Consider the following 19,222-nt stretch of genomic DNA (forward strand, 5'->3'; position numbering starts at 1 on the left):
GTTAGGGGACGCTGTTTAGTTTTGCACTTTTGAGCCATTCCAGGAGTTGGTTCTTTTGAGCCAGACACCGTCCTCGTACTCGGGACTTGGATACGCCAGCAATAGAGAGGTTGAGCCATTGAGCAACAGCTGTTCCCTGCAAGCCCAGCCAATCGATTGCCGCATAGACAACCATAGCCCGAGCCTCTGCGATGGGGCGGTGGCGATCGGTCGATAAGAGCGCATCGGCCTGGACTCCAGCATAGGCCGCGACCGCTTGTCGAAGATCGTCTCTCGAAAAATTCTTCCGGATATCTTGGTTCTGTCGCTCTTCCTTTTCGGCCAGACCTAGAATTTCTTCGACAAAAGTCCCTTCTCCCAGAATTCGCACGTCACCGCACTGCCGTTCGCCTGAGCGTTGAGCCTCCAGAACAGCATCTAGACCACCCAAGCTGCGAATAAGCCCTCCGCCTTCCAACCGGTCCTGATGACCCTGGGTCCATTTGTCTAAAACGAAGCGCTCGTAAGCGGGCTGTGCCTCTCGAACCGTCGGGCCGAACCGTCCCAGCATGGCATCAATGTCTTGCCAGGCCCTTGGAAATCGGCCGAGAAGGGAACTGTGGCTGGTCCAGGGATAAGTCGCCAGCTCGTCGGGCGTCTGGATCATTCCCACCCGAACAGGGTTCAGCGCGATGTAGCGAATCAGTTCAAGAAAGTAAGGATCTTCCTGGCAAATAATGGACTTATAGCGGTTCTGAAAAAGATGGCCGGCGCGGCGGTATTTGAGATTGAATTTGATGGCATATCCCGTAAGAAGCGGGTGCATCAACGAAACAAGTCTTCGGATCCCGCTCAGAATCAGCAGATGGATATGATTAGGCATCAAGGCCCAGGCGAAGCAGTGGCTACCTGATTCCAGGAGACTTTTGCCCAGGCGTGTTAGGAAATCGGCATAATCGTCAGGTGCACGAAAAATCCTTCGCCGCTCGATCCCGCGAACGATGACGTGATAATAGAGCCCAGGTATGTTAAGACGGGGTTGGCGAGGCATCTCTCACCTTAGAGACGCAAAAACCGGTTTTATTCATGGTCGGCGAGAAAAAAGTGCAAAACTAAACAACGTCCCCTATCCACATTTATTAAAATAGCTTTCGGATCGGGAGGATTGCTCCCGTCCGCCAGTCTTCTGGTATTTTGCAAAGAAAAGGAATCCCCTTATGAAATCCTGCTGCGAAAACAGATCTTCCGTGATAGACCTGACCAAACTCTATGGCCGTAACGTTTTTAACAACCGCGAGATGAAGAAGCGGTTATCCAAGGACGTGCTTCAGGCCTTCCGCAACACGATCGAAGAGGGCGCGCCCCTATCGTTGAAGGTTGCCGACGCCATCGCCAAGGCCATGAAAGACTGGGCTGTCGAACGCGGAGCCACCCACTATACCCATTGGTTTCAGCCGCTCACCGGCAAGACTGCTGAAAAGCATGATTCCTTTCTGTCCCCGATGCCGGATGGCAGCGGCATCATGGAATTCTCCGGCAAACAGCTGATCAAGGGTGAACCGGATGCGTCGTCTTTCCCTTCCGGCGGTCTGCGCGCCACCTTTGAGGCCCGAGGCTATACCGGTTGGGACACCACGTCTCCGGCGTTTTTAAAGGAAGACGACGCGGGGAATGTCACGCTCTGCATCCCGACGTCCTTCGCTTCCTACACAGGAGAGGCGCTCGACAAGAAAACACCGCTTCTTCGTTCCATGGAAGCGGTCTCCAAGCAGGCGCTGCGCGTGCTGCGCGCGCTGGGCAATAAAACCTCCAAACGGGTCACCTCGACCGTAGGCCCGGAGCAAGAGTACTTTCTGATTGATAAGGAATACTTTGATCAGCGGCTTGACCTGATCTTGACCGGTCGGACGCTCTTCGGCGCTCCGCCCCCCAAAGGCCAGGAGCTGGAAGACCAGTACTTCGGTGCGATCAAAGACCGTATCTCCAAGTTTATGCGCGATTTGGACATCGAACTCTGGAAAATGGGCATCCCTTCCAAGACGAAACACAACGAAGTGGCACCCGCCCAATACGAGATGGCTCCGATCTTTTCAACCACCAATATCGCGGCTGACCAGAACCAGCTCGTGATGGAGACCATGCAGAAAGTGGCGCTGCGGCATGAGCTGGCCTGCCTCCTGTATGAGAAGCCTTTCGCGGGCGTGAACGGCTCCGGAAAGCACAATAACTGGTCGCTGGCCACCGACGACGGCTTGAACCTGCTCGAACCCGGCCGCACGCCGCACGAAAATGGTCAGTTCCTTGTGATCCTTTCGGCGCTGATCATGGCCGTGAACAAGCATGCGACCAAGCTGCGCGCGGCCGCCAGTAATCCGGGCAATGACCTGCGCCTGGGCGCCAACGAAGCTCCGCCGGCGATTGTTTCGATCTTCATGGGTTCTGAGTTGACAGACATTCTGGAAAATATCGCGGCCGGCCGAAAATCCGAGTCCAAAGACCATGGTTTCCTGAGCGTCGGGGTAGACAGTCTGCCGCCCGTGCCCAAGGATAACACGGACCGCAACAGGACTTCCCCCTTCGCCTTTACCGGAAACAAGTTTGAGTTCCGCATGGTGGCCTCCTCCGCCTCCATCTCCGGTTCAAACACGGTTCTCAACACGATCGTAGCCCAAGCGCTCGATGGTATTGCCACGCGTCTGGAACACACCAAAGACGTGAACAAGGAATCCGCCCAGATCGTCAAGGACGTGATGCGCGAACATGGTCGCGTGATTTTCAACGGCAACAACTATTCAGACGAATGGGTTCAAGAAGCCAAACGCCGCGGCCTGCCGAGCGTGAAATCCTGGATCGAGTCCCTCGCTTCCATGAACACCGCCGAGGCGCATGCGCTCTTCAAAAAATACAAGGTCCTTTCGCCGCGGGAACTGGAATCCCGCTACGAAATTTACCTTGAACAGTACGCCAAACATATCAACATCGAAGCCCGGACCGCCATGACCATGACCCGAACGTTGTATCTCCCGGCGGTCATCTCCTACACCGGCGAACTCGCGCACACCGTGACTCAGCTGAAAGCCTCCGGCGCTTCCGCGGATGTTCAAAGTGAGCTGCTGAATAAGATCTCGCTTCTGCTCCAATCCGCCACGAAAAAACTGACAGCCCTCGAAGAGGCCACGGCCCAGGCGAACAGCATAGACGAAACGAAGAAGAAGGCGATGGCCTTCCGGGACAAGGTCTTCCCGGCCCAGGCAGACCTGCGAGAAGACATTGACCAGCTGGAAATGCTGTTGCCGGATAATCTCTGGCCGGTACCGACCTACGCGGAGATGCTGTTCAACCTCTAAATAAAGGTCCCTTTAAGGGAACAAAAAGGCTTGGACTGACGTCTAATTCGGGATGGAGGTTATTCGTGCCGCCTAACCGAATCGCTGTTCTTCTTCTGGGGCTTTTGATCACGCCGGTCTTTGCCGAATCGCCCGCCGTTTTGACCTGGCCCGATTGCGTGCGGTTAGCCGCGGAGCGCAATCTGGATCTTCAGTCCAACCGGCGGGCCCAGCAGTCGAGCCGCGCCGCCTACCTGGGCAGTTATAACGGTATTCTCCCCCAGTTATCCCTGCAGAACAGTTACACTAAAGGGAAAGCCTCCACAGACAACTCCGCAAGTGAATCCTGGCGGGCTCAAGGGACGGCCAGCCTCAACCTGATCAATTTCAACCAGTGGGCAACCATCCGCTCCACGAAAGCGTCCTGGCAGCAGAGCCAGGCGAATTTCGGCACGTCTTCCACCAACGTCCTGTTCAACCTCTATAAGGCTTTCGCCGGAACGCTCTACGCCCAGCAGCAAATCTCGGTGGCCAAGAAAATCCAGGCGATCTGGCAGACGGACGCGGAGCTGATTCGGCTCCGCTACGCATCCGGACGGGAATCCAAAGGGAATCAGATGCGAACCGATGCGGAACTGCTTCAGGCCCAGGTGGATCTCCTGCAAGCCGGACGGGATCTTCGCGTGGCGCAGCAGACCCTGAGCCAGGTTCTCGGGGAGGAACAATACAAGGCATGGATTGTGACCGGCACCTGGACTTCTGGATCGCTGCCTCCATCACCACCCAATCTGGACCTTCTGCTCGACCATGAACCCCGACTCCTGGCGCAGCAGGCGCTGATCGACCAGGCCCGGGCCGCTGTGGCCAGTGCACACAGTTCCTTCTGGCCAAATGTTTCCGTGTCGTATAACCGCGGTTTCCAAGATTCAACTGAATTTCCAACCGCCAATCCCTACTGGACCTTTACCGGACTTCTGAACTATCCCCTCTTTGGCGGCGGCCCGACCGCGACGTATTTTGCTTCAGCTTCGGCCCAGCGGAGCCTGGAAAAGGCTCAATTAGACCTGCGCGCCCTGCGCAATCAGATTCGCTCGGATCTGGAAAGCGCCTGGTCGGGTTATGTTCAAGCCGTTGACCAGGTCCGGACACAACGCGCCTTCCTGGAAGCCGCCCGGCAACGACGGGAGGAATCAGACATCCGTTACCAGAGCGGGCTGATGTCCTTCGAGGAATGGCAGTTGGTGGTGGCGGACCTGGTCAATTTCGAAAAAAGTTATTTGAAGTCGCAGCAAAATCTATTGTTGGCGGAAGCCCAGTGGCGCTTCGCCGCCGGCGAACAACTTGGAGACCGTTTATGAACCCCTTGCTCCGTCATCCCCCGCGGGTTCTGGCGGGGGATCTATGGTTTTAAGGGAAATCAAACAACCTTGTGTCTATTTGCTAGCCAGTTGTCGCAATGGAACACTGTACGTCGGCGTGACCTCCAATCTTGTTAAACGCGTATGGGAGCATAAGCAAAATCTAGCAGACGGGTTCACTGAACAATATGGCGTCCATTTATTGGTCTGGTATGAAATGCATCCTACGATGGAATCCGCTATCAGTCGCGAAAAAGCTTTAAAGGACTGGAATCGTACCTGGAAAATCAGACTGATCAAGAAAGATAATCCTGAATGGCAGGATTTATGCGATACCTTAACCTGAGTGGGTCCCCCGCCAGTGACTGCGGGGGACGACAGAAAAGCAGGAGACATCCATGAGCAAAAAATGGTGGAGTTTGTTAGCCGTTATTCTGATCACCGGCAGCGCGTACTTTTTCTGGATGAGGGGACGGGACAAATCTAAAAGCACTGAGCTGACGACCCAGACGGTGACCGCCACACAGGGGTCGATCGAAGACCGCGTCGAGGCCACAGGAACGGTGCAGCCGCTGAACCGCGTGGAGATCAAACCTCCGATCGCCGGCCGCGTTGAAAAACTGATATTGGGCGAAGGGGACCGCGTCAAAGCCGGTGACATCCTGGCCTGGATGAGCTCGAGCGATCGCGCGGCCATTCTGGATGCCGCCCGCGCCCAGGGCCTGGAAGAAGTCAAGAAATGGGAAGATGCCTACAAACCCACCCCGATCGTGGCTCCGCTTTCTGGAGTCATTATTCTGAAGAATGTCGTGGTGGGGCAGACGGTGGATGCCTCGACCGTGCTCTACGCCATGTCCGATAAACTGATCGTCGTGGCGGACGTTGACGAAGCCGATATCGGGCGCGTACGAATGGATATGCCGGCCGTCATCACGCTCGACTCTTATCCGGATGCTCCTATCCAGGGGAAGGTTTTCCAGATTCTGTATGAAGGCAAGAATGTTTCTAATGTCATCACCTACGGCGTAAAAATTGAGCCCGCGAATATTCCTCCGTTTTTCCGTTCCCAGATGACGGCCAACATCAATCTCATTTCAAACAAGAAGGAAAATGTTGTCCTCTTGCCCGCGGCGGCGATCTATCCCACAACCTCGGGAGAGCGGCAGGTGTATGTCCCGGGGCCCGATGGGAAACGTGTCCCCCGCACCGTGCAGGTGGGACTGGAAAACGGCGACCAGGCGGAGATCACGGAAGGGATTGCGGCCGGCGAGCAGGTCCTGGTCACGCGCAAGCGCTACACGCCCCAACAGGCGGCTTCTTCGAGTCCTTTGATTATGGGTGGTCCGAAACAGAGCCAGCAGCAAAGTGGCCAGAGCACCCGGCGCAGCAGCAGCGGAACACATTAATGATTCACCTCGAACACCTGAGCAAGGTCTATCAGATGGGCGACACCCGCCTGGAGGTGCTGAAGGATATCAATCTCAGCATCACCGAAGGCGAATTTGTCGCCATCGTCGGTCCTTCCGGATCCGGCAAGTCCACGCTCATGCAGATTCTTGGCCTTCTCGACCGGCCCACGAGCGGCACCTACCGGCTGATGGGGCATGATGTGTCCGAGTTGACCGATGACCAGGGTGCCGCGCTTCGCTCAAAGACCATCGGCTTTATCTTCCAGATGTTTAACCTGCTGGCCCGCACCACCACGATGGATAACGTTCTGCTGCCGATGATCTATTCGGGAGCGCCCAACCGTGACGAACGGGCCCGGGAACTTCTGTCCGAGGTGGGCCTGTCCGACCGTATGGACCACAAGCCCAACCAGCTCTCCGGCGGGCAGCAGCAGCGCGTGGCCATCGCCCGCGCGCTCGTGAACCGGCCCAAGATCCTTTTTGCCGACGAACCCACAGGGAACCTGGCGTCCGACCAGGCGGACGATATTCTTCGTCAACTGGATGTGCTCAATCACGGCGGGATCACCGTCATCCTGGTGACGCACGACCCGGATATCGCGGCCCGCGCCCGGCGGATCATCCACCTCAAAGACGGCACGATCGTGGCCGACGAATGTAAAACAACTGCACCCTCATCCGGCTTTCAGCCACCTTCTCCCTCCACAGGGAGAAGGGACGACTCCCTCCCCCTGATGAGGGGGAGGGTTGGGGTGAGGGACGAAAACCAAGGAGCCGAGCTACTGGAACACCCCCAATTCAGTTTCGCCGAATTTAAAGAATTTTCCGCTTCCGCGCTGTGCGCCATCGCGGCCAATAAAGTCCGCAGCAGTCTCTCGATCCTCGGCATTCTGATCGGCGTGGCCGCGGTCATCGCCATGCTGGCCATCGGGAAAGGCGCACAGAAGGCTGTTGAAGAGCGGCTGTCCGGTCTAGGATCCAACCTGGTCATGCTGATGCCCGGATCCCCCAGCCTGCACGGCGTGCACGGGGAGAGAGGCAGCGCCAGCCGGCTGACTCTGGAAGATGTCAAGGTGATCGCCCGAAGCAACCCGAACATCGTCCGGGTGGATGGGAACGTCAGCGGCAGCGCCCAGGCTGTCTACGGCGACAAGAATACCAACACACAGATCACCGGCGCCCTGCCGGTTTACGCGGAGATGCGCAATGCCCGCCCCTACTATGGCCGTTTTTACACGGAAACCGAAAACCTGGAGCAGGCGCGCGTCGCGGTTTTAGGTCAGACGGTCGTCAACAATCTCTTCGGCAAGGAAAATCCCGTCGACAAAACAATTAAGATCAACCGAATCAGCTTTCAAGTCATCGGGGTTCTCCCGATCAAAGGCGGCGGAGGATTTCGCGACCAGGACGATGTCATCATGCTGCCGCTCAACACATCCATGAGCCGCGTTCTTGGGAAAAAATACCTGAATAATATTTTTATCGAATGCGCCTCCCCTGACACGATTTCCGAAGTCATACAGGATGTCTCCGCGCTGATGCGCAAACGGCATCGTCTGCCGGCCTACAAGGAAAATGATTTCGACTTGCGCAACATGGCGGATATTCAAGCGGCCCTTCAGGGCACGACGCAAACGTTCACGCTGCTCCTGGGAATCGTCGCCGCCATTTCGCTTTTAGTCGGCGGCATCGGCATCATGAATATCATGCTGGTGTCGGTGAGCGAGCGAACGCGGGAGATCGGCCTGCGCAAAGCGGTGGGCGCGGCCCGCCGGGCCATTCTGGTGCAGTTTCTCCTGGAAGCCGCGATTCTGTCCACCCTGGGAGGACTCATTGGAATTGGAATCGGGTTGAGCGTTTCCGTCGTCATGTCAAAACTGGCGGGATGGGCCGCGGATGTCAGTCTCCAATCCGTTCTGCTGGCTTTTGTTTTTTCCGCCGGCACCGGCATTGTTTTCGGCTTCTGGCCCGCGCGCAAAGCATCGCTGTTATCTCCGATTGAAGCGCTACGTTATGAATAGGGAGGCTTCTGTGAACGACCTGCGACCGACACGCTCCGCCCTCTGGGGAACCTTTTTTCTACTGGCCACCGGTCTTGGAACCTTTTCCGTTTTTTCCGCTCCGGAACAGAAAGAACGCGCTGTTTCAGCTCTGGAACAGGCGGTTCAGACGGATTCGGCCAATGATGAGCTATGGCTGCATCTGGGGTTTGCCTACCGTAAAGTCGGACAGATGGACCAGGCTCAAAAAGCGTTCGAGAAAGCGGCCGCATTGAACCCGCGCTCCCAGGATGCTTCCTACATGCTCGGGCTCATCTACGAAAGCAAGCACCAGGACCAGGACGCGCTTCGCGCCTGGCAACAGCTGCTGTCGTCGACGAACGATCCCGCCAAGCGCGAGACCGCCACTAATCATATTCATCATCTAAGCCAATGAACCGGACGGCTTTTTATCCGCTGGCAGCCGTACTCTCCCTGATCGTTTCCGGGTGCGTCTCACCGCAGATCGCGGTGAACGCGCATGCCGACTTCAGCCGCATCCACCGTGTGGCGGTCGCGGCGTTTGGCGGAACGGGCGGCGATGTGGCTGCTGACCTGCTGATTCAGGATCTCCTGGGGCGTGGAGCGGATGTCGTAGAACGCCGCCAGCTCGATTCGGTTCTGCACGAGCAGCATTTGGCGGCGGAAGGACTTTTGGACCCCTTAACGGTGAAAAAGATCGGTAAGATTCTGGGGGTGGACGCGATTTTTGTCGGTACCGTTGCCTCTAACACCCCCAGTCAGAGCTACCTGGTCACATCGCCCCGCCACAGCCTCACCGTGGACACCGTCACCCCCGTGGGAAGCGCCAATCTTTATCCCGAAGGATCGGTGATCGGCATACCGGATTCGCAGGTGGTGACCTCCGCGGCTTCCGCCTCCCTGATCGCCCGGATGGTCGACGTCGAGACAGGGTCCATCCTCTGGTCCGGCCGGATGAGCTATGAAGGCTTGGACAGCCAGAATGCCATGGCTGGAATTACCTCTTCTCTGGCCAAATCGCTCATCCCCCTCTGGCCGGCGCTGCACCCGTAAGCCAAATTCGCCAACGTCGTCATCCCCTGCGCTCACTGGCAGGGGATCCACCCTGTTTCTATGCCTAGATTCCCCGCCAGCACCCGCGGGGAATGACGACATTAGGGAGGTCCATTCTTGCAGACAAGAACGCATCTATCGAAAAACTCTATTTGTGGTATTTTTCTCCGGCGAGAATCGTAAACGAACGGTAAAGCTGTTCGAGCCAGATCACCCGGGCCAGCTCATGCGGGAAGGTTAACGGCGAAAGCGAGAGAGACGTTGGACAGGCCTTGAGCACAGCAGAGGAAAGACCGACCGGGCCACCTATGAAAAACGCCAGGGATCCAAAGGTCTCGATTTGTTTTTCCAGGAATTGGGCCAGCCCGGGGGTGGTGAAGGATTTCCCGGCGGGAGTGAGCGCGATGCGGTTCCGGGCAGAAGCGCTCACCTGCAACAACGCTTCGCCTTCCTTTTCCGCGGCGCGCGCGTCCGGCAGCCCCTGGCCGACCCAATCCTTCACTTCAACAACGTCCAGCGTCGTGTAACGGGTGAGCCGTTCGACGTAAATGTCCTGCGCCGACCGCCAATGCGCCTGACGCAGCTTTCCCACCACCGCTATCCGAAGAAGCCCCCGGACCGCCATACGCTACTGAAGGTCGAACGTGACCTGAATGGTTGACGTAAAACCCTGTTCTCCTGCCGCAATAGGTTCAGCGGCACCCGCGACTTCCATCGCTCGGGAAGCCATAAAATGCCGCCCGGGCCAGGCGATCGGACCGGACTGGTTAACGGTCCGGACCGCTCCCAGGCGAGCCCCGGCCGCCTGCACGAGAACGTCGGCTTTGGCTCGCGCATCTTCCATGGCCAAGGCCAGCGCCTTTCGCTCCAGCAGCTGCGGATTATCGAAATCAAAATCCGGCCCGGTCACACCGGTGGCGCCGCTCTGCACCGCGGCGGTCAGGACTTTCCCCACTTTTTTGAGATCGCGCACTTTGGCCGTGAGCCGGTTGAGAACGATATACCCATTGGGGCGGGTGTTTCCCTGCCGGTCATGCTCATAACGCGGCTGGACCTGGTAAGCCGCCGTCTGAAGATCTTTGTCCGCGAGACCCTGCCCTTTCAAAACGTCCAGGACATGGGACATCCCCTGGCGAACCTGAGCGGAGATGTCGTCCAGAGAGGCCCCTTCCTTCCGGACTTCCACCGTAAGATTGGCGATGTCCGGAACCGCCGTCAACCGGCCCTGCCCCTGAACTGAAATGGTCCTAAGGTTCTCCCGTCCATCCCCCGGCTCGGCTTGAGCCAGCGTCCCCAACGCGACGCACCCGCTGATCAGAACAACGTGCCACACCCTTACACGATTCATAGTTCGCTCCTTCTAAAAGAAATAGTCTCTCCTTGGATTATAGTAAAGCCCGGCGGGTCGTCTGGCAGACCGAACACCGCCGGGCAAAAAGGTTGACTGGACTCATCTGTAGTAGGTCCAGAACAACCCTCCGGCAAGGAACGGATCGGCAAACTTTCTGTAACAAACGCGTAAAAGAAATGTAACGGGTTAGCCCGATACCCTCACCCCGGCCTGCCTATCGGCAGGGACCCTCTCTCCCTCAGCAGGGAGAGGGGGTTGATACTCTCGGAAAATCTGACACTCCCTCCCCCTGTGAAGGGGGAGGGCTGGGGTGAGGGCACCAACTATTACTGGTTAGCTGTGAATGAAACGCTGGCGGAACGACTCGTACAAGAGAATGGCGGCGGAGGAGGCCACATTCAGAGATTCCACCGGAGGCTGCATCGGAATATAAATTGTTTTCTGAATCAAGGGCGTCCACGACGGTGAAATACCGCCGGCTTCCTGTCCCAGAATGATCGCGAGGGGACCGGTCCAGTCGATTTGCAGGTAAGATACCGAGTCCGCATTTTTCGAAGAGGCCATGGCCGCGACAAAGGAAAACCCAAGCTTCCCTGCCTGGGCAACGATTTCTTCCACCGGCCGGTGTTCGAGAATCGGCAGACGCAGGGAAGAACCCATCGCGCCGCGAAGGGCTTTGGGCGAATACAAACGGGCTGTCCCGGGGGTCGTCACAAGGCCGGACACGCCGGCCGCTTCCGCGGTACGCACAATGGAGGCGGCGTTCCCGGGGTCCTGCAATCCATCCAGGATGACGAGCGGCAGTGGCGCGCGCCGGGCCACATCATTCCACTGCCACGATGGTTTCTGAGCGATCACCAGTAATCCTTGCGGGGAATCCACGGATGAAACAACTTTGAAGACGGAATCCGACACGTGATAAACCTGTTTGCTTTTTGCGCGCAGGGTCTCGAGCAGGGGGTTCTCTTGGAAAGACTCGCTGGCCACGAGCTTTTCGATAGGGCATCCGGCGGCCAGAGCTTCCTGGACCAACCGGGGACCTTCTAAAAAGAGAAAGGGAGCATCGGGGTCATCACGAACAGCCTGAAGTTCTTTAAGAAGCGGGTTCCGGCGGGATGAAATGACGGTACTATCCATTGTTCCTCCGACCGTCATTCCCCGCAGCCACTGGCGGGGAATCTATCGACGGTAAATGGTAGCATAGATCCCCCGCCAGAACCCGCGGGGGATGACGACAAACTGATCAAGGAAGATTTGTGGTGCCCATGAGAAAGCGATCGACTTCGCGGGCGGCGTCGCGGCCTTCGTTGATCGCCCAAACCACCAGGCTCTGACCGCGCCGGGCGTCTCCGGCCGCAAAAACACCTTTGATGTTCGTGGCAAAACGGCCAGGCTCGGCTTTGGCATTCGAACGTGAATCTTTTTCCACACCGAGGGCGTTTAAGAGCCTCTCTTCCGGCCCCAGGAACCCCATGGCCAGAAGAACCAGCTGCGCGGACCACACTTTTTCCGATCCTGGGATTTCCTTCATCTTAAACAAACCGCCGTCCTTCACCCACTCGACAGCGACGGTGTGGATCGCTTTGACGCAGCCGCTGGCATCTCCTTCAAAACGTTTGGTGGTAATCGAATAGATGCGCGGGTCCTGGCCGAACAGCTTCTCGGCTTCCTGCTGGCCATAATCCTTTGAATAAATCTTGGCCCACTGCGGCCAGGGGTTGTCCGCCGCGCGCGCCGACGGCGGCTTGGGAAGAATTTCAAACTGAACAAGACTCTTGCAGCCGTGACGAATGGAGGTCCCGACGCAGTCGGTTCCGGTATCCCCTCCGCCGATGACGATCACGTCTTTCCCTTGAGCCGAGATGAAATGGCCGTCTTTGTGCGACGAATCCAGGAGGCTTTTCGTGTTGGCGGAGAGAAACTCCATCGCGAAATGGACTCCTTTGAGTTCCCGGCCAGGCACCGGCAGATCGCGAGGTTTGGTGGCCCCGGTGCACAAAACCACCGCGTCGAATTCCTTCAGGAGCTTTTCGGCAGGAACGTTCTTGCCAACCTCCGTATTCACCACAAAGGTGATCCCTTCTTGTTCCATCAACCGGACACGCCGTCCCACAACACTTTTATCCAGTTTCATGTTCGGGATGCCGTACATCAGAAGCCCGCCGATGCGGTCCGCGCGCTCAAAAACCGTGACGGAGTGGCCCACCTTGTTCAACTGCGCGGCGCAGGACAATCCTGACGGGCCGGAACCGATGACCGCGACTTTCTTATGGGTTCGTTTGGCGGGAGGCTGCGGGATAACCCAACCCTGATCCCACGCCTTTTCAATAATGGAATACTCGATATTCTTGATTGTGACGGGTGGATCGGAAATACCCAGAACGCAGGCGGTTTCACACGGGGCCGGGCACACGCGCCCGGTAAATTCGGGGAAATTGTTGGTCTTATGAAGACGCTCAATCGCTTCGTGCCAGAGATTCCTGTAAACGAGATCGTTCCACTCCGGAATCAGGTTATTGATGGGGCAGCCGGACGCCATGCCGTTGATCAGCGTCCCGGTATGGCAGAACGGAACCCCGCAATCCATGCAGCGGGAGCCCTGTGTCCGGAGCGTCTCTTCCGGCATGGGGCCGTGGAATTCCTTCCAGTTTTTCATTCGCTCTTCCGGAGGGCGGTCCACCGGGAGTTCGCGCTTAAATTCTAAAAAACCTGTTGGTTTTCCCATGTTAATTTCCGCCGATGCGGGCGAGGTCCTTGATGTTTTCCTGGAAGGCGGCCATGACCGCTTCCTCTCCGGATAAACCCTTGGCCCGAACGCGTTTTTCACACTCGATAACGCGCTTGTAGTCCTTCGGCAACACTTTGACGAACTGATAAACCATCGAATCCCAGTTTTTGAGGATTTTCCCGGCGACCGTACTTCCGGTATAAGATTGGTGCCGCTCGATCATTTTCTTGACCTCAAGAATCTCCTCAAGGTCCTGCAGTTTCTCCAACTCCACCATCTGCTGGTTGCATCGAATCGGGAAAGTTCCTTCCTCATCCAGCACGTAAGCCACCCCGCCTGACATGCCGGCGGCAAAATTGCGGCCCGTGGCTCCCAGCACGACCACCCGTCCCCCGGTCATGTACTCGCAGCCATGGTCGCCAATTGCCTCCACAACCGCCTGGACCCCCGAGTTTCGGACACAAAAACGCTCGCCGGTCACCCCGCGAATATAGGCTTCGCCGGCGGTCGCGCCGTAGAAGGCGACATTGCCGATGAGAATGTTTTCTTCAGGAACAAACGTCGAACCCTTGGGAGGATAGACAATCACTTTGCCGCCGGAAAGGCCCTTGCCAATATAATCGTTGGCATCGCCTTCCAGGATCAGCGTCATGCCCTTAGGCACAAAAGCGCCAAAGCTTTGTCCGGCGGAACCCTGAAAATGAAGCTGGATCGTGTCTTCCGGCAGCCCTTCCGGACCATAGCGACGCGTGACCGCACTCCCCACCATGGTTCCGACCACGCGATTCACGTTGCGAATCGGAAGTTTCTGGCGCACCTTGTCCCCGCGCTCGATGGCCGGCCTGCAGAGCTCCAACAACGTGGTTCGGTCCAGGGATCGGTCGAGCCCGTGATTCTGAGAGACTTTACAATAGCGCCCGACTTCCGGCCCGACCTTCGGCTCATAGAGAATCTTCGAGAAATCAAGGCCCTTGGCTTTCCAGTGACCAATGGCCTGTTTCATCTGAAGCTTATCCACGCGACCGACCATTTCGTTGATCGTACGAAAACCCAGTTGCGCCATAATTTCCCGCAGTTCCTGCGCTACAAACCGCATGAAATGGACCACATGCGCCGGATCCCCGGTAAAACGCTTGCGAAGCTCCGGGTTCTGCGTCGCGATTCCGACGGGACAGGTGTCGAGGTGGCAGACACGCATCATTATGCATCCCAACACAACCAGGGGCGCTGTCGCAAAACCAAACTCTTCCGCGCCCAGAAGCGCGGCAATCGCCACATCACGGCCTGTTTTGAGCTGCCCATCCGTTTCAACAACGATCCGGTCCCGGAGCTTATTAAGCACGAGCGTTTGATGGGTCTCGGCCAGGCCGAGTTCCCACGGCAAGCCCGCATACTTCAGCGACGTCAAGGGTGAAGCCCCCGTCCCGCCGTCAGCACCGGAAATGAGCACAACATCCGCATGGCCCTTGGCCACACCAGCCGCGATCGTCCCCACACCGATTTCCGAGACGAGTTTGACGTTGATCCGCGCCTCCGAATTGGCGTTCTTCAAGTCATGGATAAGCTCCGCTAGGTCTTCAATGGAGTAAATATCGTGGTGAGGAGGGGGTGAAATCAGGCCAACCCCCGGAGTGGAATGCCGGACTCTGGCAATCCAGGGATAGACTTTGCGGCCGGGCAACTGTCCGCCTTCACCGGGTTTAGCGCCCTGGGCCATCTTAATCTGCAACTCCCGGGCATGAACCAGATAATCGCTCGTCACCCCGAAGCGGCCGGAAGCGACCTGTTTGATGGCGCTGTTTTTCGAGTCCCCATTCGGCAGGAGCTTGAACCGTTCAGGGTCTTCGCCCCCTTCACCGGTATTGCTGCGCCCGCCGATACGGTTCATGGCGATGGCGAGTGATTCATGGGCTTCCTGACTGATCGACCCATACGACATCGCGCCGGTCTTGAAACGCTTCAGGATCGCCTCGACCGGCTCGACCTCGGAGAGTGGAATGGGGCTGGCATTTTTAAACTCCATGAGGCCGCGCAAGGTCGCCAGGCGTTTTGACTGATCATTGATCAAACCGCTGTACTTCTTAAAAAGCTCAGGGTTATTGGTCCGGCAGGCGGTTTGCAGGAAATGAATGGACTCGGGATTAAAAAGATGATGCTCTCCCGACTGACGCCACTGATACTTCCCGCCGGTATCCAGCGTATGGTCATTCGGGCTGCCGTATTCCGGGAAAGCGCGCCGGTGCCGGGCTTCGATTTCCTCGGCCAGGGTATCGAGACCAACTCCATTGATCGGTGAAGGGGTCCAGCAAAAATACTTGTTCACAACCTTCTCATCCAACCCGATGGCCTCAAAAATCTGAGCGCCCGCATAGCTCTGAACGGTGGAAATCCCCATTTTGGAGATCACTTTTAATACGCCCTTGGTGGCGGCTTTGACGTAATTCTTGACCGCGGTCTCGTGATCGACTTTCAGGAGTCCTTCCCGGTGCATATCATCCAAAGACTCCAGCGCCAGATAGGGATTGATCGCGCTGACGCCATAGCTGATCAGCAGAGAAAAGTGATGGGTTTCTCGCGGCTCCCCGGATTCAAGGACAATTCCCGCTTTCGTCCGGACCCCTTGACGGATCATGTAATGATGTAGGCCGGCGACCGCCAGCAGGGCCGGGATGGCCGCACGGTCTTTATCGACGTTCCGGTCGGACAGGATAATGATGTTGATCCCCTCTTGAATGGCGCTGCCGACGTCCTTGAAAAGTTTTTCCATGGCTTTATCAAGACCTTGACCGCCGCTGCGAACGGGATAAAGGATCGGGAAAACGCGGGATCGGAACCAGGGATGGTTCACATGCACGAGTTTATAGAACTCTTCATCCGTCAGAATCGGCGACTTGAGCTCAATCTGCCGCGCGCTCTCGGGGCGGGGATCGAGCAGGTTGCCTTCCGGGCCAATGGTGGTCTGGCTGCCCGTGACGATTTCTTCCCGGATGCCGTCGATCGGAGGGTTAGTGACCTGGGCAAAAAGCTGTTTGAAATAGTCGTAGATCAGCCGCGGTTTATCGGAAAGGACCGCCAGCGGGGTGTCGTCTCCCATGGATCCGACAGGTTCGATGGCGTTTTCCGCCATCGGAGCCAGAATAACGCGGAGGTCCTCCCAGGTGTAACCGAAGGCCTGCTGGCGCAGGAGCATGGTCTCGTGGTCCGGTTCCGGCACCGACGGGGGATCAGCCAAAGTCTCCAGTTTGATGAGGTTTTCATTTAGCCAGAGCCGGTATGGTTTTTCCGCGCAAACCGCGTGTTTGATCTCCTCATCCGTAACGATCCGTTTTTTGACGGTATCGATCAAGAACAGGCGGCCCGGCTCTAAACGTCCTTTATGGAGAACTTTCTCCGGGGGGATATCCAGCACACCCACTTCAGAAGCCATCACGACTCGATCATCCTGGGTCATGTAGTAGCGGGAAGGCCGCAGACCGTTGCGATCAAGAACGGCCCCGACCTGCTGCCCGTCAGTAAAAGCAATCGAGGCAGGGCCATCCCACGGTTCCATGAGACAGCTGTGGTATTCATAGAACGCTTTTTTCTCGTCGCTCATGCTTTCGTGCTTCTGCCACGGCTCCGGGATCATCATCATCATGGCGTGCGCCAGCGACCAGCCGGAAAGCACCAGAAATTCAAGGGTGTTGTCAAAGATCGCGGAGTCGCTGCCGTCCATCCGGACGATCGGCAGCACTTTCTTGAGATCATCCCCAAACAGATCGGATTGAAAAAGCGCCTGGCGGGTAAACATCCAGTTCACGTTGCCGCGAATCGTGTTAATTTCACCATTGTGGGCCACATACCGGTAAGGATGGGCCCGGTCCCAGCTGGGAAAGGTATTGGTGCTGAAGCGCGAATGGACCAGCGCCAGCGCGCTTTCCATCGTCGGGTCTTTCAGGTCAGGCAGGAAAGACGGCACCTGGTCTGAGATCAGCATGCCCTTATACACAATTGTTCGATGGGAAAGACTGCAGATGTAAAAAGAGTAGCCGCCCGTCCAACCGGAGTACCGGGTGGCGGCTTCAATGCGCTTCCGGATCACATACAACTTGCGCTCGAAGGCCATATCGTCCTGAAGCTTGGCGCTTCGGCCGATAAAAAACTGTTCAACAGCCGGTTCCGCGGCTCTCGCACCTTCGCCGAGGCGGGAATCATCCGTTGGAACCCTGCGCCACCCCAGGAACGCCTGCCCTTCCTCCTGAACAACCGCCTGCACCCGCTTTTCACATTCGCGGCGATCCGCCTCATTCGCCGGCATAAAAGCCATGCCGACGCCATACTCCCCATAGGAAGGAAGCTGGAAACCCGCCTCTTTGGCGGCTTTCTTCAGAAAAGCATGGGGCACCTGCATGAGAATCCCGGCCCCATCCCCGGTATTTTCTTCACAGCCACACGCTCCCCGATGGCGCAAATTATCAAGAACCGTCAGGGCATCCTGGATGATCTTGTGGGATTTGCGTCCCTGGATATCCACCACGAAACCGACGCCGCAGGCGTCTTTTTCATAATAAGGGTCGTAAAGACCTTGTTTGGGCGGCACTAAGTTATTCATGGTGATTGCTTTTGGGGGATCCTTATCCCCCCGAGAGGGAAGGCTTACCCTTTTTCAAAATGAATTATACAAAACCCGGAATAACGAATCTTTGCCGGGGGGAGAGGGGTCTCCCGATTTCCCAGCGGGGTTCTCAAAGTTCTTCAACCAACAGGATGGCTTCGGCAATCTCTTTCATGCTCTTGCGGCAATCCATGCTGCGTTTCTGGATTTCCCGAAAAGCGACACTTTCTGAAAGCCCGCGTTTTTTCATCAACGCGCCTTTGGCGCGTTCAACCAGTTTTCGCGTTTCCAGGGCCTCCTGGGCCGCCAGTTTGTCCGCGAGCAGCTGGGTATACACAACCGCCGAAGCGCACTCGTTGGCGACGGTTTGGATGAGCGAAATCTCCTCGTGGGTGAATTGATGTTCCTCGGCGGTGTAGGTGTTGATGACGCCGATCACTTTGTCCTTAAACAACATCGGCACCGACAAAAGTGACGTCAATCCTTCCGCCACGGCGATGTCGGGGAAACCGAACCGTTTATCCTTGCGCACATCCGGAACCATGACGGGCTTTTTGTCCAGGACCGCACGGCCCGAAATGCTGTGGGTCACCTTGACGGGCGGCTTGTTGCGGTAGGCGTCGGAGAGGGATTGCGTCGCGGTGATCTTCAGCTCTTTCCCGGATTCATCCAGCAGCATCACGGAACAGATTTTGGAACCCACCAACTGGGCGGCCATGTCGACAATCAGCTGCAGTGTTTCCTCAGGGTAACGGTTCGACACCACCGTCCCGGATACAGCTGAAAGAGTCTTTAAGACGTCGGCTCGCCGCTTGGTTTCCTCAAAGAGCCGGGTGTTGTCAATCGCGCCGCCCACCTGCTGGGAAATGGTGGTGAGAAGCTTCAGGATTCGGCCCGTGTATTCATGAGGTTTCTTGTGCTGGACGTTGATGACCCCGATGACTTTGTCCCGGATCAGGAGAGGGACCGACAGAAACGCTTCGTAGGTGTCCTCCGGGAGATTATGAAAGCACTTAAAACGAGGGTCGTTGTGAGCGTGTTCGGAAATGGCCAGGGGTTTTCGGTGTTGGGCCACCCAACCCGTAAGACCCTCGCCTATTTTCAAGGTCAACGTGCCGACTTCTACCGGATGGGGCGTCTTGGAAGCCGACAAGACCAAGGAGGATTGTGCGGCGTCGTGCAGGTAGATGAAACAAGCGTCCGCTTTCGTCAAATCACTGACCAGGGAAACGATCTCGTGCAGGATGGCCTTCAGCTCCATAGGGGAGCTGATGATCCGGGTTGTTTTGTGCAGAAGTTCCAACTCTTCAGATGGGGCGAAAAACGATGATGCTTTCTTGGGGCGGCTCATGGTTAACTCCCTTTCTTTATAGCACAAAACACCCCTCTATGAAGCTTGAATG

14 protein-coding genes are annotated in these 19,222 nt (G+C 56.9%); 7 read left to right on the forward strand and 7 right to left on the reverse strand.

Annotation, left to right across the window (positions count from 1 at the left end; all coding sequences use genetic code 11):
• Nucleotide 1: 1 nt before the first annotated feature.
• Nucleotides 2-1,030: a transposase gene (locus tag WC859_02915; protein ID MFA5975097.1), complete on the reverse strand. Its 1,029-nt coding sequence runs from the start codon at nucleotides 1,028-1,030 to the stop codon at nucleotides 2-4.
• A gap of 166 nt (nucleotides 1,031-1,196) precedes the next feature.
• On the opposite strand from WC859_02915, the gene WC859_02920 reads away from it, so the two are divergent.
• The 7 genes from WC859_02920 to WC859_02950 all read left to right on the forward strand — a co-directional run bounded on the left by WC859_02920 (nucleotide 1,197) and on the right by WC859_02950 (nucleotide 9,146).
• Complete coding sequence (locus WC859_02920) at nucleotides 1,197-3,326, forward strand: glutamine synthetase III (GenBank protein MFA5975098.1); 2,130 nt, start codon at nucleotides 1,197-1,199, stop codon at nucleotides 3,324-3,326.
• A gap of 65 nt (nucleotides 3,327-3,391) precedes the next feature.
• Nucleotides 3,392-4,663: a TolC family protein gene (locus tag WC859_02925; protein MFA5975099.1), complete on the forward strand. Its 1,272-nt coding sequence runs from the start codon at nucleotides 3,392-3,394 to the stop codon at nucleotides 4,661-4,663.
• Between the two features lie 43 nt (nucleotides 4,664-4,706).
• Nucleotides 4,707-5,009 (forward strand): GIY-YIG nuclease family protein, encoded by a 303-nt coding sequence (locus tag WC859_02930; GenBank protein MFA5975100.1) that lies wholly within the window; start codon nucleotides 4,707-4,709, stop codon nucleotides 5,007-5,009.
• A gap of 52 nt (nucleotides 5,010-5,061) precedes the next feature.
• Nucleotides 5,062-6,069, forward strand: coding sequence for an efflux RND transporter periplasmic adaptor subunit (locus WC859_02935; protein MFA5975101.1), 1,008 nt, complete (start codon nucleotides 5,062-5,064; stop codon nucleotides 6,067-6,069).
• Entirely contained in the window at nucleotides 6,069-8,093 is a 2,025-nt protein-coding gene (locus WC859_02940; protein ID MFA5975102.1) for an ABC transporter permease, read from the forward strand. Before WC859_02935 ends, WC859_02940 begins: the two co-directional genes overlap by 1 nt.
• Before the next feature lie 10 nt (nucleotides 8,094-8,103).
• Nucleotides 8,104-8,508 (forward strand): tetratricopeptide repeat protein, encoded by a 405-nt coding sequence (locus WC859_02945; protein MFA5975103.1) that lies wholly within the window; start codon nucleotides 8,104-8,106, stop codon nucleotides 8,506-8,508.
• Nucleotides 8,505-9,146 (forward strand): CsgG/HfaB family protein, encoded by a 642-nt coding sequence (locus tag WC859_02950; protein ID MFA5975104.1) that lies wholly within the window; start codon nucleotides 8,505-8,507, stop codon nucleotides 9,144-9,146. Before WC859_02945 ends, WC859_02950 begins: the two co-directional genes overlap by 4 nt.
• 148 nt (nucleotides 9,147-9,294) lie before the next feature.
• Here WC859_02950 and WC859_02955 read toward each other — a convergent pair whose 3' ends face one another.
• The 6 genes from WC859_02955 to WC859_02980 form a co-directional block, all read right to left on the reverse strand.
• A complete protein-coding gene (locus WC859_02955; GenBank protein MFA5975105.1) occupies nucleotides 9,295-9,771 on the reverse strand; it encodes a 23S rRNA (pseudouridine(1915)-N(3))-methyltransferase RlmH in 477 nt (158 codons plus the stop codon).
• 3 nt (nucleotides 9,772-9,774) lie between these two features.
• Complete coding sequence (locus WC859_02960; GenBank protein MFA5975106.1) at nucleotides 9,775-10,494, reverse strand: SIMPL domain-containing protein; 720 nt, start codon at nucleotides 10,492-10,494, stop codon at nucleotides 9,775-9,777.
• Between the two features lie 336 nt (nucleotides 10,495-10,830).
• Nucleotides 10,831-11,634, reverse strand: a complete 804-nt coding sequence (locus WC859_02965; protein MFA5975107.1) for an RNA methyltransferase — start codon at nucleotides 11,632-11,634, stop codon at nucleotides 10,831-10,833.
• Nucleotides 11,635-11,740: 106 nt separating this feature from the next.
• Nucleotides 11,741-13,222: a glutamate synthase subunit beta gene (locus WC859_02970; protein ID MFA5975108.1), complete on the reverse strand. Its 1,482-nt coding sequence runs from the start codon at nucleotides 13,220-13,222 to the stop codon at nucleotides 11,741-11,743.
• Nucleotide 13,223: 1 nt separating this feature from the next.
• Nucleotides 13,224-17,816 carry a glutamate synthase large subunit gene (gene gltB / locus WC859_02975; protein ID MFA5975109.1) on the reverse strand — a complete coding sequence of 1,531 codons (4,593 nt, stop codon included), beginning with the start codon at nucleotides 17,814-17,816 and terminating at the stop codon, nucleotides 13,224-13,226.
• A 133-nt stretch (nucleotides 17,817-17,949) separates the two neighbouring features.
• Complete coding sequence (locus WC859_02980) at nucleotides 17,950-19,170, reverse strand: GAF domain-containing protein (protein MFA5975110.1); 1,221 nt, start codon at nucleotides 19,168-19,170, stop codon at nucleotides 17,950-17,952.
• Nucleotides 19,171-19,222 lie beyond the last annotated feature (52 nt).

This window comes from Elusimicrobiota bacterium (assembly GCA_041660185.1).
Taxonomy (GTDB): domain Bacteria; phylum Elusimicrobiota; class Elusimicrobia; order 2-01-FULL-59-12; family 2-01-FULL-59-12; genus JBAZWU01.

Bases quoted from the DNA above. Each gene is read 5' to 3' on its own strand.
- WC859_02915 (MFA5975097.1), bottom strand. From the start codon at position 1,030: ATGCCTCGCCAACCCCGTCTTAACATACCTGGGCTCTATTATCACGTC.
- WC859_02965 (MFA5975107.1), bottom strand. From the start codon at position 11,634: ATGGATAGTACCGTCATTTCATCCCGCCGGAACCCGCTTCTTAAAGAA.
- WC859_02940 (MFA5975102.1), top strand. From the start codon at position 6,069: ATGATTCACCTCGAACACCTGAGCAAGGTCTATCAGATGGGCGACACC.
- WC859_02980 (MFA5975110.1), bottom strand. From the start codon at position 19,170: ATGAGCCGCCCCAAGAAAGCATCATCGTTTTTCGCCCCATCTGAAGAG.
- WC859_02935 (MFA5975101.1), top strand. From the start codon at position 5,062: ATGAGCAAAAAATGGTGGAGTTTGTTAGCCGTTATTCTGATCACCGGC.
- WC859_02930 (MFA5975100.1), top strand. From the start codon at position 4,707: ATGGTTTTAAGGGAAATCAAACAACCTTGTGTCTATTTGCTAGCCAGT.
- WC859_02960 (MFA5975106.1), bottom strand. From the start codon at position 10,494: ATGAATCGTGTAAGGGTGTGGCACGTTGTTCTGATCAGCGGGTGCGTC.
- WC859_02950 (MFA5975104.1), top strand. From the start codon at position 8,505: ATGAACCGGACGGCTTTTTATCCGCTGGCAGCCGTACTCTCCCTGATC.
- WC859_02955 (MFA5975105.1), bottom strand. From the start codon at position 9,771: ATGGCGGTCCGGGGGCTTCTTCGGATAGCGGTGGTGGGAAAGCTGCGT.
- WC859_02970 (MFA5975108.1), bottom strand. From the start codon at position 13,222: ATGGGAAAACCAACAGGTTTTTTAGAATTTAAGCGCGAACTCCCGGTG.
- gltB (MFA5975109.1), bottom strand. From the start codon at position 17,816: ATGAATAACTTAGTGCCGCCCAAACAAGGTCTTTACGACCCTTATTAT.
- WC859_02920 (MFA5975098.1), top strand. From the start codon at position 1,197: ATGAAATCCTGCTGCGAAAACAGATCTTCCGTGATAGACCTGACCAAA.